The 12,654-nt window shown below is 68.7% G+C and carries 15 protein-coding genes; 13 read left to right on the top strand and 2 right to left on the bottom strand.

The annotated features are described in order from the left end of the window. From folE to GORHZ_RS06410, 10 genes are all read left to right on the top strand, one after another. A partial coding sequence (gene folE, locus GORHZ_RS06455; RefSeq protein WP_006331395.1) for a GTP cyclohydrolase I occupies positions 1-364 on the top strand: 364 nt, incomplete at its 5' end. 20 nt (positions 365-384) lie between these two features. Further along, positions 385-1,275, top strand: coding sequence for a dihydropteroate synthase (gene folP, locus GORHZ_RS06450; protein ID WP_006331394.1), 891 nt, complete (start codon positions 385-387; stop codon positions 1,273-1,275). Continuing rightward, positions 1,275-1,649: a dihydroneopterin aldolase gene (gene folB / locus GORHZ_RS06445; RefSeq protein WP_006331393.1), complete on the top strand. Its 375-nt coding sequence runs from the start codon at positions 1,275-1,277 to the stop codon at positions 1,647-1,649. The genes folP and folB overlap by 1 nt, the downstream gene beginning before the upstream one ends. Then, complete coding sequence (folK, locus tag GORHZ_RS06440; protein WP_006331392.1) at positions 1,646-2,182, top strand: 2-amino-4-hydroxy-6-hydroxymethyldihydropteridine diphosphokinase; 537 nt, start codon at positions 1,646-1,648, stop codon at positions 2,180-2,182. The genes folB and folK overlap by 4 nt, the downstream gene beginning before the upstream one ends. Then, positions 2,179-2,712 carry a DUF3180 domain-containing protein gene (locus GORHZ_RS06435; protein ID WP_006331391.1) on the top strand — a complete coding sequence of 178 codons (534 nt, stop codon included), beginning with the start codon at positions 2,179-2,181 and terminating at the stop codon, positions 2,710-2,712. The genes folK and GORHZ_RS06435 overlap by 4 nt, the downstream gene beginning before the upstream one ends. Positions 2,713-2,792: 80 nt before the next feature. Then, a complete protein-coding gene (locus GORHZ_RS31300; RefSeq protein ID WP_040530442.1) occupies positions 2,793-3,902 on the top strand; it encodes a DUF6779 domain-containing protein in 1,110 nt (369 codons plus the stop codon). 181 nt (positions 3,903-4,083) lie between these two features. Then, a complete protein-coding gene (locus tag GORHZ_RS06425; protein WP_006331389.1) occupies positions 4,084-5,058 on the top strand; it encodes a Rossmann-like and DUF2520 domain-containing protein in 975 nt (324 codons plus the stop codon). Then, a complete protein-coding gene (gene panC / locus GORHZ_RS06420) occupies positions 5,055-5,990 on the top strand; it encodes a pantoate--beta-alanine ligase (protein ID WP_006331388.1) in 936 nt (311 codons plus the stop codon). The genes GORHZ_RS06425 and panC overlap by 4 nt, the downstream gene beginning before the upstream one ends. Positions 5,991-6,056: 66 nt before the next feature. Beyond that, positions 6,057-6,482, top strand: a complete 426-nt coding sequence (panD, locus tag GORHZ_RS06415) for an aspartate 1-decarboxylase (RefSeq protein ID WP_006331387.1) — start codon at positions 6,057-6,059, stop codon at positions 6,480-6,482. Position 6,483: 1 nt separating this feature from the next. Continuing rightward, on the top strand, positions 6,484-7,287 hold the full coding sequence (locus GORHZ_RS06410) for a type III pantothenate kinase (protein WP_006331386.1): 804 nt from the start codon (positions 6,484-6,486) through the stop codon (positions 7,285-7,287). A 33-nt stretch (positions 7,288-7,320) separates the two neighbouring features. Here GORHZ_RS06410 and GORHZ_RS31935 read toward each other — a convergent pair whose 3' ends face one another. After that, a complete protein-coding gene (locus GORHZ_RS31935) occupies positions 7,321-7,449 on the bottom strand; it encodes a hypothetical protein (RefSeq protein WP_280985570.1) in 129 nt (42 codons plus the stop codon). Positions 7,450-7,667: 218 nt separating this feature from the next. Between GORHZ_RS31935 and GORHZ_RS06405 the strand changes: the two genes are divergently transcribed. The 3 genes from GORHZ_RS06405 to lysS all read left to right on the top strand — a co-directional run bounded on the left by GORHZ_RS06405 (position 7,668) and on the right by lysS (position 10,965). Further along, a complete protein-coding gene (locus GORHZ_RS06405; protein WP_006331385.1) occupies positions 7,668-8,780 on the top strand; it encodes an IS110 family RNA-guided transposase in 1,113 nt (370 codons plus the stop codon). Positions 8,781-8,970: 190 nt separating this feature from the next. Beyond that, positions 8,971-9,390: a hypothetical protein gene (locus tag GORHZ_RS06400; protein ID WP_006331384.1), complete on the top strand. Its 420-nt coding sequence runs from the start codon at positions 8,971-8,973 to the stop codon at positions 9,388-9,390. A 42-nt stretch (positions 9,391-9,432) separates the two neighbouring features. Beyond that, positions 9,433-10,965 (top strand): lysine--tRNA ligase, encoded by a 1,533-nt coding sequence (gene lysS / locus GORHZ_RS06395; protein WP_006331383.1) that lies wholly within the window; start codon positions 9,433-9,435, stop codon positions 10,963-10,965. 13 nt (positions 10,966-10,978) lie between these two features. Here the strand turns inward: lysS and GORHZ_RS06390 are convergent, their stop codons facing one another. Continuing rightward, a complete protein-coding gene (locus tag GORHZ_RS06390) occupies positions 10,979-12,490 on the bottom strand; it encodes a bifunctional aminoglycoside phosphotransferase/ATP-binding protein (protein WP_006331382.1) in 1,512 nt (503 codons plus the stop codon). Positions 12,491-12,654: the final 164 nt, after the last annotated feature.

Raw genomic sequence — 12,654 nt, 5'->3', positions numbered from 1 at the left:
GGACATCCCCATGTACTCGACCTGCGAGCACCATCTGGTCTCCTTCCACGGGGTGGCCCATGTCGGCTACATCCCGGGCGAGTCCGGTCAGGTCACGGGTCTGTCGAAGCTGGCTCGTCTCGTCGATCTCTTCGCGAAGCGTCCGCAGGTGCAGGAGCGTCTCACCAGTCAGATCGCGGACGCGATGATGCGGCGGCTCGAACCGCGCGGCGTCATCGTGGTGATCGAGGCGGAACATCTGTGCATGGCCATGCGAGGGATCCGCAAGCCCGGGGCCACCACCACGACATCGGCGGTGCGGGGAATATTCAAGACCAGCGCGGTCTCTCGTGGAGAGGCGCTCGACCTGATCTCCCGGCCCTGACAGGCACGCACCGGACACCGATGCGCTCACACGCCGACCGCACCCTCGTGATGGGGGTCATCAATGTCACGGCCGACTCCTTCTCCGACGGTGGCCGCTATCTCGACCACGATTCGGCGATCACCCATGGTCGCCGGTTGATCGCCGAGGGCGCCGATCTGATCGACGTCGGCGGTGAATCCACCAGGCCCGGCGCCGATCGTGTCGACCCGGAGGTCGAGGCCAAGCGGGTGGCACCGGTTATCGCCGGGCTGGCCGGCAGCGGCGTGCCCATCTCCGTCGACACGATGCGTGCCTCGGTCGCGTCGGCCGCGATCGAGGCGGGCGCGGCCATCGTCAACGACGTCTCCGGTGGGCGGGCCGACCCCGACATGGCCCGGGTGATGGCCGAGGCGGATCTGCCATGGATTCTGATGCACTGGCGTCCGGTCGGCCGGACCGGTGATGCCGTGACCGGCGCGTTCACCCACGGCGTCGACGACACCGGCGGCTACCGGGACGTGGTCGCCGAGGTCACTGGGGAACTGCTCGCGCAGGTCGACATCGCGGTGGCGGCCGGGGTCGATCCCGAGCGGATCATCCTCGATCCGGGACTCGGGTTCGCGAAGACCGCCGACCACAATTGGGCGTTGCTGCATGCGCTGCCGACCCTGGTCGGACTGGGATTCCCGGTGCTGATCGGGGCGTCGCGCAAACGTTTCCTGGGAACCCTGCTCGCGCGCGACAGTGAGCCGCGGCCGCCGGACGGCCGGGAGATCGCGACCGCGGCCATCTCGGCGCTCGCGGCGACACAGGGTGCATGGGCGGTGCGGGTGCACGACGTCGAGAAGAGCCGTGACGCGATCGCGGTGGCCACGGCCTGGGGGCGTGGCGGACGCCGCGGAGCGGGTGAGGGCATGGTGAGGGGCTGATGGCCGACCGGATCGAACTGCGCGGATTGGTCGTCCGCGGCCACCACGGCGTCTTCGACCACGAGCGTCGCGACGGACAGGATTTCCTCGTCGACATCACGCTCTGGCTCGATCTGGCCGAGGCCGCGGCGTCGGACGATCTCGTCGACACCGTCGACTACGGGGCACTCGCGCAGACCGCGCACGACATCGTCGCCGGCGAACCGTACAATCTCATCGAGGCGGTCGGTGGGCGAGTCGCCGAGGCGATCATGGACGACGAACGGATCATCGCCTGCGAGGTGACCGTGCACAAACCTCATGCGCCCATCCCGCTGCAGTTCGCCGACGTCGCGGTCGTCACCCGCCGCTCGCGCAAGGGGATGTCCCGATGACGGCCGGCCCGACGACCCGCGCGGTGTTGTCTGCCGGATCGAATGTGGGTGACCGGCTCGCACATCTGACGACGGTGGTGCGGCGGTTCGCCGACGAACTCGTCGCGGTGTCGCGGGTGTATGCGACACCGCCGTGGGGTGGCGTCGACCAAGACGATTTCTACAACGTGACTCTGCTCGTCGAGGGGCCGCACACCCCCGACGAATGGCTGTCGATCGGCGCCGAACTCGAACAGGCCGCCGACCGCACCCGCGAGGTCCGCTGGGGCCCGCGAACCCTCGACGTGGACGTGATCACCGTCTCGATGGCCGGCACCGTGGTGCTCAGCGACGATCTGAGGCTGCAACTGCCGCACCCGCGCGCTGCGCAGCGTGCCTTCGTACTCGTGCCCTGGGCCGAGATCGACCCCGAGGCCACCTTGTGGACGCCCGATGGAGTGCGTCCGGTCACCGAATTGATCGCGGCGTTGGCGCCAGAGGAGGTGGCCGGGGTCGTGCCGGTCGCCGATCTCCCAGCGGTGAGGTCGGCATGACCGCACCCAAGACCCCGTCCGGACGCAAGGAAGAAGAACCCCAACTCGGGCCCACCCGGATCCGCGATCTCGCGGTGATCGCCGTGGTCGTCGGCGTGATCGCCTGGATCCTCGTCCGCTACAACTACAACAGCCTGCCGCCGATGCCGCTGCTGGCCGGGCTAGTGTTGTACATCCTCGCCGTGCTCGAGGTCGTCATCGCGTTCGTCGTCCGGGCGCGGGTCGCCGACCGGCAGGTGGGCCGGGCGAGGGGGCAGCTGCATCCGCTGACGGCGGCCCGGGTACTGGCACTGGCCAAGGCCTCGGCGATCCTGGGAGCGATCGCGGTCGGGGTGTGGGCGGGGCTGCTGGTGTTCCTGTTGACCCGACACGATCTCGCCGCCGCCAACCACGACCGTCCCGGGGCGATCGTCGGTTTGATCGGCGGCGTCGTCCTCGTCGCCGCGGCGCTGTGGCTCGAGTACTGCTGCCGGGCCCCCGACGAGCCGACCGACGACGCCGTCGGCGGCCGTCACCCGGGTCCGGCCTGAGTATGTGCAGGCGGCGTCGAATCGTGACTCTCCGCCCCGGTTGGCCGATATCGGTCCGGTAAAGCGGTAAGTTCACGATCATGACGACCCCAAATGGCCGTTCCACCGAGTCGCGGCGTTCCGGCAGGTCGGTGGGACAGTGGTTGCTGGGTCTGCTCATTGTGCTGGCGATCGTCGCCAGCGTGCTGATGGTGTTTTCCGACCAGTTGTCGGTCGCCGGCTCGCTCGCGGTGATCGCCGCCCTGTGGGCCGCGGTCATCGGGGCCATCCTGGTCACCAAGTTCCGCCGGCAGGCCGAGAGCGCCGAGGCCAAGAGTCGCGATCTGCGACTCGTCTACGAGCTGCAGCTCGAGCGGGAGATCGCCGCCCGACGCCAGTACGAGCTCGATGTCGAGACCACGATCCGCAAGGAGCTCAGTGCGGAGGCCAACGAGGAACTCGCCGAGCTGAAGGCGCAGGTGCTCTCGCTGCGGGCCAGCCTGGAGGCGTTGCTGGGTGAACCGCTCCCCGATACGCGCGTTGCGTTGCCGAGCGAGAAGATGCGTGAACTCGCCACCGGGATCGGCGGTGAGTACGGCGGTGGTGAGTACGGCGGCGCCGAGGGCTTTCGCACCGACGACAGCGCGCTGGCCGCACGTGACTTCGCCGCGACGGCACCGGCCACCGACCTGGGCCGGCACATCCACGCCGACGTCGACCCCAACGCCATGACCGAGATCATCCCGATCGTCACCGACGAGGAGCCGATGTCGGGCCGCATCGCCGCGGAGGAGATGGCCGGGGCCACCGACGAGGTCGAGGTCGAGGACGCTGTGCTCGCCGAGCCCGAGGAGACGGTGTCGGCCGAAGAGACGGGCCCCACTGAAGAGGCGGTGGGCTTCGAGGAGGAGGGGGGATTCGCGGAGGAAGCGGCCCCCGTCGAGGAGGCCCCGGCCGAGGAGTGGGTCGGCGAGGAATGGGCCGGAGCGGAAGCCGCCGCGACCGAGGCGCCGGTACCGGCTTTCGGGACCGTCGGCCGCCACGAGACCTCGGGCGAGAGCGCGGCCGCGATGTTCGGTGGGCGCCGACGCCGCCGCGCCGATGAAGACGGCGAGAACGCGCATTCCGCCGGGCTGCCGGTCGCGGAACTGCTCAGCCAATTGCGGCAGTCGGGTGCGCCGGACGCCGGTCGGCGCCGTCGCGAACACTGAACCGACGGGTGAATCGCGTCACAGAGGTTGGCCTCGAGGTGTTCTGACGGCCTACCCTTGCTTCGTACGTCTGGTACCCGGGCCGTTGGCGGCCACCCCACACCTCGACAGAGGCGGGAGGGACTGGAACGGAAATCGGAGGACAGCGGTGACCTCACCGAGCGATGCATCCGACCCTGCCATGGGTCCATCCGGCGTTCCCTCCTACCTCCCCGGCGTCTCCAACCTGCCCACCCCCGCGCGACTGACCGTCGGCGTCGTCTCCGCGGGTCGGGTCGGCACCGCGCTCGGCGCAGCCCTCGAAGGGGCCGGGCACGTCGTCGGTGCGGTCGTGGCCCGGTCCGACACGTCACGGCGCCGCGCCGCGCAGCGTCTCCCCGAATCGCAGATCCTCGACCTCGCCGCGGTGGTGGCCCGCTCGGAGCTGCTGCTGCTCGCGGTTCCCGACGCCGCCCTCCCCGGTGTCGTCGACGACATCGCTCGATCGGGCGCCCTGCGACCCAACACACTCGTCGCCCACACCGCCGGGGCCAAGGGCGTGGGTGTGCTCGCCCCGCTGGCCGCACGCGGTGCGCTGCCGCTGGCCATCCACCCGGCGATGACCTTCGTCGGCACCGACGAGGACACCGCCCGGCTTCGCCACGCCTGCTTCGGGGTGACCGCCGCCGACGAACTCGGCTTCGCGATCGCGCAGTCGCTGGTCCTCGAGATGGGTGGTGAGCCCGTCCGGATCGCCGAGGACGATCGCGTCCTCTATCACGCGGCCCTGGCCCACGGGGCCAACCACCTGATCACCCTGATCTGCGACGCGGTCGCCGTGCTCAACGCCGCGATCGACCGGGCCGTCGGCTCCTCGGGACGTGGTGCCGCGACCGTCGACGGCAGCGGCACGATGCTCGCCGAACGCATCCTCGGCCCGCTGGTCACCGCGTCGCTGCAGAACGTGCTCGAACTCGGCCCCCGCGCCCTGACCGGACCCGTCGCCCGCGGCGACGCCGCCGCCGTCGCCGATCATCTCGCCGCGCTGCGTGAGCTCCCCGCCGACCGACGCGACGCTGCGGTCTCGATCGCCGAGGCGTACCGCGTGCTGGGCCGCCGCACCGCGACGTACACCGACGCGCCACCCGAACTGCTCGACGTGCTGGAGGTGTCATGACCACCGATCTGACCCGGAACGAATTGTCCGAGAACGCCTACACCCCGGGGGAACTCACCGTCCACCGCGACCCGGCCACCCTGCACCGGGTGAGCACGGCGCTGCGGCGGACCGGCAAGCGCGTGGTCCTCGTCCCCACGATGGGTGCGCTACACGCCGGACACCTCGAACTCGTCCGGGCGGCCAAGCGACACGGCAACACGGTCGTCATCGTGTCGATCTTCGTCAACCCACTGCAGTTCGGTGCCGGTGAGGACCTCGACGCGTATCCGCGGACCTTCGACGCCGACCTCGCCCTGCTCCGTCCGCTGGGAGTGGAACTCGTCTTCGCCCCGACGGCGTCGGGCATGTATCCCACCGGGCCACGCACCACGGTGCAACCCGGCCCCACCGGCGAAATCCTCGAAGGTGCTTCGCGGCCCACACATTTCGCCGGCATGCTGACCGTCGTCCTCAAACTGCTGACCATCGCCGCACCGCACGCCGCGTTCTTCGGTGAGAAGGACTATCAGCAGCTGGTGCTGATCCGGCAGATGGTGACCGACCTCAACGTGGACGTCGACATCGTCGGGGTACCGACGGTCCGCGAGTCCGACGGTCTCGCGATGTCCTCGCGCAACCGCTATCTCGACGACGACGAGCGGGAGCTGGCCACCACCCTGTCCGCGGCTCTGGTCGCCGGCGCCCATGCGGCCGCGGGTGGACGCGACGCGATCCTCGCCGCGGCGCAATCGGTTCTCGACGCCCATCCGCAGATCCGGGTGGACTACCTCGAACTGCGCGGACGCCAACTCGAGGAACCGCCCGAACTCGGCGACGGCCGTCTGCTGATCGCCGCCCGGGTCGGCCCCGCCCGCCTGATCGACAACGTCGGCGTCGCCATCGGCACCGGCTTCGCACACCGCGACCCCGACCACACCACCCACCCCTGACCATCAAAACGGCACTGACCATCAAACGGCAGTGACCACCAGACACCGACGAAGGGAACCCCAGTCATGTTCCGCACCATGATGAAATCGAAGATCCACCGCGCCCGGGTCACCCAGGCCGACCTGCACTACGTCGGCTCGGTGACGATCGACCAGGACCTCCTCGACGCCGCCGACCTGATCGAGGGAGAGCAGGTCGCCATCGTCGACATCGACAACGGCGCGCGCCTCGAGACCTATGTCATCGCCGGCGAGCGCGGGTCCGGTGTCATCGGCATCAACGGTGCCGCAGCACATCTCGTGCATCCTGGTGACCTCGTCATCATCATCGCCTACGGCATCATGGACGAGGCGGAACTGCGCGAGTACTCGCCGTCGGTGGTCTTCGTGGACGAGGCGAACCGGGCGCTGGAATCCGGCACAGATCCCGCCCACGCCCCCGCGGGCTCCGGGCTGCTCGACCCGCGCGAACTCGTGCAGGCGCCCGCCTGACATGCTGCTCGCCGTCGACGTCGGGAACACCAACATCCACCTCGGGGTCTTCGCCGGTGTCGGTGACCACGCGACGATGGTGCAGGACTGGCGAATCCACACCGATCCCAACCTCACCTCCGACGAACTCGCGCTGCAGATCCGCGGACTGCTCGGCTCCGACATCGAGCAGGTGACCGGGGTGGCCGCGCTCTCGACGGTACCGTCGCTGCTGCGGGAACTGCGCGTGATGGTGCCGCGCTACTTCGGGGGTGGACATCACCACGTGCTGCTGGAACCCGGTGTGCGGACCGGTGTTCCGCTGCTCGTCGACAACCCGAAAGAGGTCGGGACCGATCGCGTCGCGAACTGTCTGGCGGCGCACCACAATTACCCCGACGGACCCTGCATCACGGTGGCCTTCGGCACCGCGACCGTCGTCGACGCCGTCTCGGCGAAGGGTGAATTCCTCGGCGGCGCCATCGCTCCCGGCGTGAATCTGGCGGTGGAGGCGTTGTCCGAACACACCGTGACCGTGCGCAAGGTCGAGTTGATGCCCCCGCGCAGCGTCTTGGGAAAGAACACGGTCGAGGCGCTGCAGTCGGGCATCCTCTACGGATTCGCCGGGCAGGTCGACGGTCTCGTCGACCGGGTCCGCGACACCGTCGACGGATTCGATTCCGACGACGTCACCGTCGTCGCAACCGGCTATCTCGCGCCGCTCATGTTCGACGAGTGCGAGACGCTGACCGTCCACCATCCCTACCTCACGCTCGACGGTCTTCGGATCGTGCACGAACGGTCCAAGGTGCAGCGACGCCGCTGAGGTCGGCGGATAGGCTTCTCGCTTCGTTCGTCGCTACTCGATCAGCGGTTGGGGCACCGTTTTCCGCTGGTCGAGTAGTCCGAGCCGCCACGCGAGGACGTATCGAGACTGTGAGTATTGAGTGAGCAGCTCGGAGATGATGGGCTGTCGGTTGATGGTCATCGTTGTGACTCTTATCGAGACTGGCTGCGTGCCTTCGCGTGGACTTGTCCAACGATGACCATCGGCCCCGGCCCAGGTGGGCGAGCTTTCTGGCCTGATCAGGAGCTTGACCGTGTGAACGTAGCCGCGTTCGTCACGTGTCCCATCCACAGTCCTGCCGACTCGCCTACCTGGACCGGAACCAACCAATGTCGGTTCCACAGCCAAAGGAGGAACGCATGACCAGTGTGACTGATTTGCGCGAGATGGTCGAGGTCATCATCGGTGTCGACACCCACGTGTACAAGCACGTCGCTGCCGCGGTGGATGCCCGCACCGGCGCCCATCTCGACACGATGACCGTCAGCGCCGATGCCGACGGGTACGCCAAGGTACTCGCGTTCGCCGACCGGCATTCGCCGGCGCGGTTCTTCGCGATCGAGGGCACGGGCATTCATGGTGCCGGTCTGACCCGGTTCCTGATGGATGAGCAGCGCGGCGAAATCGTCGTCGAACTCGACCGCCCGGAGCGGGCCAAGCGTCGTCACGGCGCGAAAACCGATGAGATCGATGCGGTCCGGGCCGCGCGCGAAGCACTGGCCCGGCCCCGCCTGGGCACACCACGGTGCGGTGCTGATCGCGATGCGCTCTCGACACTGCTCAGCGTGCGCCGGTCGGCCGTCGACGGCGCCGCCGACGGGGCCCGGCAGTTGTTCAACCTGTCCATCGCCGCTCCCGACATGCTCCGCGAGCGCCTGCATGTCCAGACAGATACCACCCAAATCGTCTCTCGCGCAGCGAAACTGCGGGTCGGTCAGGGCTGGGATCCGCAGACCGCCACCATCGCCCGAGCCTTGCGGGAGTTGGCCAAACGCGTCCAGACGCTACGTGCCGAGGCCGACGATCTGGAAAAGCAGATCAAGCAGATCGTCGCCGCGTGGCGGCCCGACCTGCTCGACGTGTTCGGGGTCGGACCAATCACCGCCGCGGTCGTGCTGTGCGCGTGGAGTCACCCCGGACGCATCGACTCCCGCGAGGCGTTCGCCATGCTCGCCGGTGCCGCACCCATCCCGGCCAACAGCGGCCAGACCACCACCCGCTACCGGTTGAACCGCTCCGGCGACCGCCAACTCAACCGGGCGCTACACACCATCGCCGTGTGCCGGATGCGCTACGACGACGACACCCGTCGATACGTCGAACGCCGCGCCAGCAAAGAAGGAGGCAACAAAACCCGCCCCGAGATCCGACGCTGCCTGAAAACCTACATCGCCCGCGAACTATTCACCCTGCTCGAAAACCCCAAGCACAGCACCCAAACCCACCCCGAAACCCCAGCTCAGGCCGCCTAAAACCATACCCTTGACAAACCATAGGAGCGTCCACTCCCGTCCACCGGAGGGGTGGTGCCCGACCGCGATCTGTGGCACACTGTTCGCCGTGATCAAGAGCTGTCTGGAGTGTTGTCAGGGCTGAGTTCCGCATCTGCGGCCGCCCTTCTTCGACGACCCCCGCTCAATTCGATCACCCCCAGGACATCCCATGACTGCCGTACTCGGCACCTCCGTTGTCACTTCCGTCTCCTCCATCGACGCGCCCCTGTCCGTGCAGGCCGTCGACTACACCGCCCTCGTGGCTGCGGGCATCACCCCGGTCGACGTGCGCAGTCAGCGCAAGCGTGACACCGACGGCGTGCTGTCGGGGGCGCTCGCCATCGACGCCGCCGAGGCACTCACCCGTCTCACCCCCGGCAGCGCGGAATCGCTGACCAGCGCGAGCACCGGCTCCCGCTGGGTGCTGATCAGCGACGACGGCCACGAGGCCGAATGGCTGGCCTGGCATCTGCAGGCCCGCGGCATCATCGGTGCGCGGTTCGTCGTCGGCGGCTACCGCGCCCTGCGTCGGGCCCGCATCAGCGGCCGGGTCAGCGACCAGGAACTCGCCGCGATCTCGGCCCACTGACCGACATCGAGAAGCACCTGCGCGGTCCGATAATCTTCTCGGGTGAGCAACAGCCCGACCACCTCGAACACCCCGTCCGAACCCGACGACGACGCGACCCCGGAACAGCTCCGGATCCGTCGGGAGAAGCGCGAGCGGATTCTCGGTGAGGGCCGCGACGCCTACCCCGTCTCCATCCCGCGCACTCACACCCTGGGCGAGATCAGGGAGAAGTTCCCCGATCTCGAGGCCGGCACCGAGACCGGCGAGGTCGTCGGCGTCGCCGGACGGGTCATCTTCCTGCGCAACAAGGGCAAGCTGTGCTTTGCGACCCTGCAGGAGGGAGACGGCACCCAGCTGCAGGCCATGATCAGCTTCAACGGGGTCGGCGACGACGCGCTGACCCGGTGGAAGGCCGAGGTCGACCTCGGCGACATCATCTTCGTCCATGGCGAGGTGATCAGCTCGCGCACCGGCGAACTGTCGGTGATGGCCGACGAGTGGCAGATGACGTCGAAGGCGCTGCGCCCCCTGCCCGTCGCCCACAAGGACATGAACGAGGAGACGCGCGTCCGGCAGCGCTACGTCGACCTCATCATGCGACCCGAGGCCCGCAGCATCGCCCGCACCCGCATCTCGGTGATCGCGGAGCTGCGCGCGGCGCTGGATCGGCGGGGATTCCTCGAGGTCGAGACCCCTATGCTGCAGACCCTGCACGGCGGTGCGGCGGCGCGGCCGTTCGTCACACGGTCGAACGCCTTCGACCTCGACCTCTTCCTGCGCATCGCGCCGGAGCTGTTCCTCAAGCGGTGCATCGTCGGCGGCATCGAGCGTGTTTACGAGATCAACCGCAACTTCCGCAACGAGGGCGCGGACTCGACGCACTCGCCGGAGTTCGCGATGCTCGAGACCTATCAGGCCTACGGCACCTACGACGACGCCGCGGTGATGACTCGCGAACTGGTGCAGGAGGTCGCGCAGGGCGCGTTGGGCACCCTGACGCCGACGATGCCCGACGGCACAGACTACGACCTGTCCGGTGAGTGGACGTCGCTGGAGATGTACCCGTCGTTGTCGGAGGCTCTCGGTGAGGAGATCGTGCCCGCCGAGACGAGCGTCGACGCGTTGCTGGGGGTCGCCGGCCGTGTGGGGCTGGAGATCCCGAAGGGCAAGGGATACGGCCACGGCAAGCTCGTGGAGGAACTCTGGGAACACATGGTGGGGCGGTATCTGTCCCAACCGGTGTTCGTGCGGGACTTCCCGGTCGAGACCTCGCCGCTGGTGCGCGCGCACCGGTCGGTTCCCGGCACCGTGGAGAAGTGGGACCTCTACATCCGCGGCTTCGAGCTGGCCACCGGCTACTCCGAGCTCGTCGACCCGATCATCCAGCGTGACCGCTTCGTCGACCAGGCGCGACTGGCCGCGGCCGGCGACGACGAGGCGATGGTCCTCGACGAGGAGTTCCTCGCCGCCATCGAATACGGCATGCCGCCCACCGCGGGTACCGGCATGGGCATCGACCGGTTGCTGATGGCGCTGACCGGTCTCGGCATCCGCGAGACGATCCTGTTCCCCCTGGTCAAGCCCGTCCGCTGACAGTCATCGGGCGTTATCGGATCAGGTGCCGGCGCACCGGCGACAACGCGTCGCCGCCGGCGTCGACCGTGAACCAGTCGTCGTCATCGGGGGCCTGGAGAGATCGGGTCTGACGCCGCGCGACCCCGGCATCGGCATCCGATGCGTCCGGACCGCGGGCCTCGATCCGCGCGATCCGCTCGGTCTCGTGTAGTTCGAGCCAGATCCCGGTGAACCGGCAGTCCTCCCGCGCCGCCACCTCGGCGATCGCCGTGCGGTCCGCCGGTCGACCGAAGACGGCGTCGGCGATCACGCTCATCCGTGCGGTGAGGTGGAGGGCGGCCAGACGTTTCAGGTCGTCGTAGACCCGTCGGCTCATGTCGCGGGTGTAACCCGAACGGGGCAGCCGGGTCTCCGCCGGCACCCCGGCGAGCCGCTTGCGCAACACATCGCTGCGGAGGATACGTGCGCCGGGCGCGGCCCCGACATCGCCGCCGACGGCCCCGGCCAGCGTCGACTTGCCGGTGCCCGATCCGCCGCCGATCGCCACGAGCCGGGGCGCGACGGGTTCGATGAGCCGTAACGCCAGCGACAGGAAGTCTCGCGCCCGGCTCGCGTCGCCCTGAGCCGCCGACACGTGCGCACGGACGGTGGCGCGCACACTCATGGCCAGCGGGAGCAGACCGTAGTCGTGCTCGTCGTCGGGTGACAGGTCGAAATACGTATTGGCGACGACGTTGGCCTCGTGGCGTAGTCCGCGTGCCCAGAGATCCATCAGGAGAAACGCGAGATCGTAGAGAACGTCGGTCGTCGCGAGTTCGGCATCGAACTCCAGGCAGTCGAAGGGCACCGGCACATCGTCGAGGACGGCGATGTTGCCCAGATGCAGGTCACCGTGACCGTGGCGGACCCGACCCGCGCGGGCCCGGCCGTTCAGCAGATCGGCGTGGGTGTCGATGAGGTGGCGTAACCGGTCGGTCAGCTCGGCGGCCAACCGGGGATCGAGGATGTCGGGGAACCTCGACATGCTCACCGCGTTGCCGTCGACGACGGCCCGCAGCCGAGCAGCACCGTCCTCGTCGTCGCAGACCTCGGCGCTGCGATGGAGTTCGGCGACCTTTGTCGCGAGTCGCCTGAGCATCGGGTCGTCGAGGGCGCCCGCCTCCGCCTTCCGCACCAGCAGCGCGTCGTCGGTGAAGCGGGTCATCTCCAGCACCCAGTCCACCGTCTCACCGGGACCGTCGAGCGACAGGGTGCCGTCTATGTCGCGTCGGATGGCGTGGACACCGTGGTACAGCTGCGGCGCGGTACGGCTGTTGAGCCGGTACTCCGCGTCGAGTGCCGCCCGGCGCCGATCGGGAGTGCTGAAGTCCAGATAGCTGAAGCTGACCGGCCGCTTGAACTTCCACGCGCGATCGCCGTTGAGGAGGATGGTCGCGGCATGTGTGTCGACACGGGTGGTGGGTTGGTCGGAGCCCAGTGCGCCGATCTGCTCAAGAATGGCGGCACCGTTGTCGGCGAGGGTCAGCGTTTCGGTCATGGCCATGCTCCGCGCCCAGTCTAAGGGTGTCGGGCGGGATGCGCAGTTCGTGGCCCGCACGTCGCCGGCCCTCGCTTCTGCCCACGCCATCGAAAGCCGCGGGCGCGCCCGCCGGAGCCGAATGGCGTCCTCGCCGGCGGGCATGCCCGCGTCCGCACATGCGCTGTGAA

This window comes from Gordonia rhizosphera NBRC 16068 (assembly GCF_000298195.1).
GTDB lineage: Bacteria > Actinomycetota > Actinomycetes > Mycobacteriales > Mycobacteriaceae > Gordonia > Gordonia rhizosphera.
The sequence above is the reverse complement of the archived record's forward strand: the minus strand, read 5'-3'. Positions and strand labels throughout refer to the sequence as shown.

What these genes read in the sequence shown, in the direction of transcription:
- folP (WP_006331394.1), top strand. Translation starts at nt 385, where the DNA reads ATGCGCTCACACGCCGACCGCACCCTCGTGATGGGGGTCATCAATGTC.
- folB (WP_006331393.1), top strand. Translation starts at nt 1,275, where the DNA reads ATGGCCGACCGGATCGAACTGCGCGGATTGGTCGTCCGCGGCCACCAC.
- folK (WP_006331392.1), top strand. Translation starts at nt 1,646, where the DNA reads ATGACGGCCGGCCCGACGACCCGCGCGGTGTTGTCTGCCGGATCGAAT.
- GORHZ_RS06435 (WP_006331391.1), top strand. Translation starts at nt 2,179, where the DNA reads ATGACCGCACCCAAGACCCCGTCCGGACGCAAGGAAGAAGAACCCCAA.
- GORHZ_RS31300 (WP_040530442.1), top strand. Translation starts at nt 2,793, where the DNA reads ATGACGACCCCAAATGGCCGTTCCACCGAGTCGCGGCGTTCCGGCAGG.
- GORHZ_RS06425 (WP_006331389.1), top strand. Translation starts at nt 4,084, where the DNA reads ATGGGTCCATCCGGCGTTCCCTCCTACCTCCCCGGCGTCTCCAACCTG.
- panC (WP_006331388.1), top strand. Translation starts at nt 5,055, where the DNA reads ATGACCACCGATCTGACCCGGAACGAATTGTCCGAGAACGCCTACACC.
- panD (WP_006331387.1), top strand. Translation starts at nt 6,057, where the DNA reads ATGTTCCGCACCATGATGAAATCGAAGATCCACCGCGCCCGGGTCACC.
- GORHZ_RS06410 (WP_006331386.1), top strand. Translation starts at nt 6,484, where the DNA reads ATGCTGCTCGCCGTCGACGTCGGGAACACCAACATCCACCTCGGGGTC.
- GORHZ_RS31935 (WP_280985570.1), bottom strand. Translation starts at nt 7,449, where the DNA reads ATGACCATCAACCGACAGCCCATCATCTCCGAGCTGCTCACTCAATAC.
- GORHZ_RS06405 (WP_006331385.1), top strand. Translation starts at nt 7,668, where the DNA reads ATGACCAGTGTGACTGATTTGCGCGAGATGGTCGAGGTCATCATCGGT.
- GORHZ_RS06400 (WP_006331384.1), top strand. Translation starts at nt 8,971, where the DNA reads ATGACTGCCGTACTCGGCACCTCCGTTGTCACTTCCGTCTCCTCCATC.
- GORHZ_RS06390 (WP_006331382.1), bottom strand. Translation starts at nt 12,490, where the DNA reads ATGGCCATGACCGAAACGCTGACCCTCGCCGACAACGGTGCCGCCATT.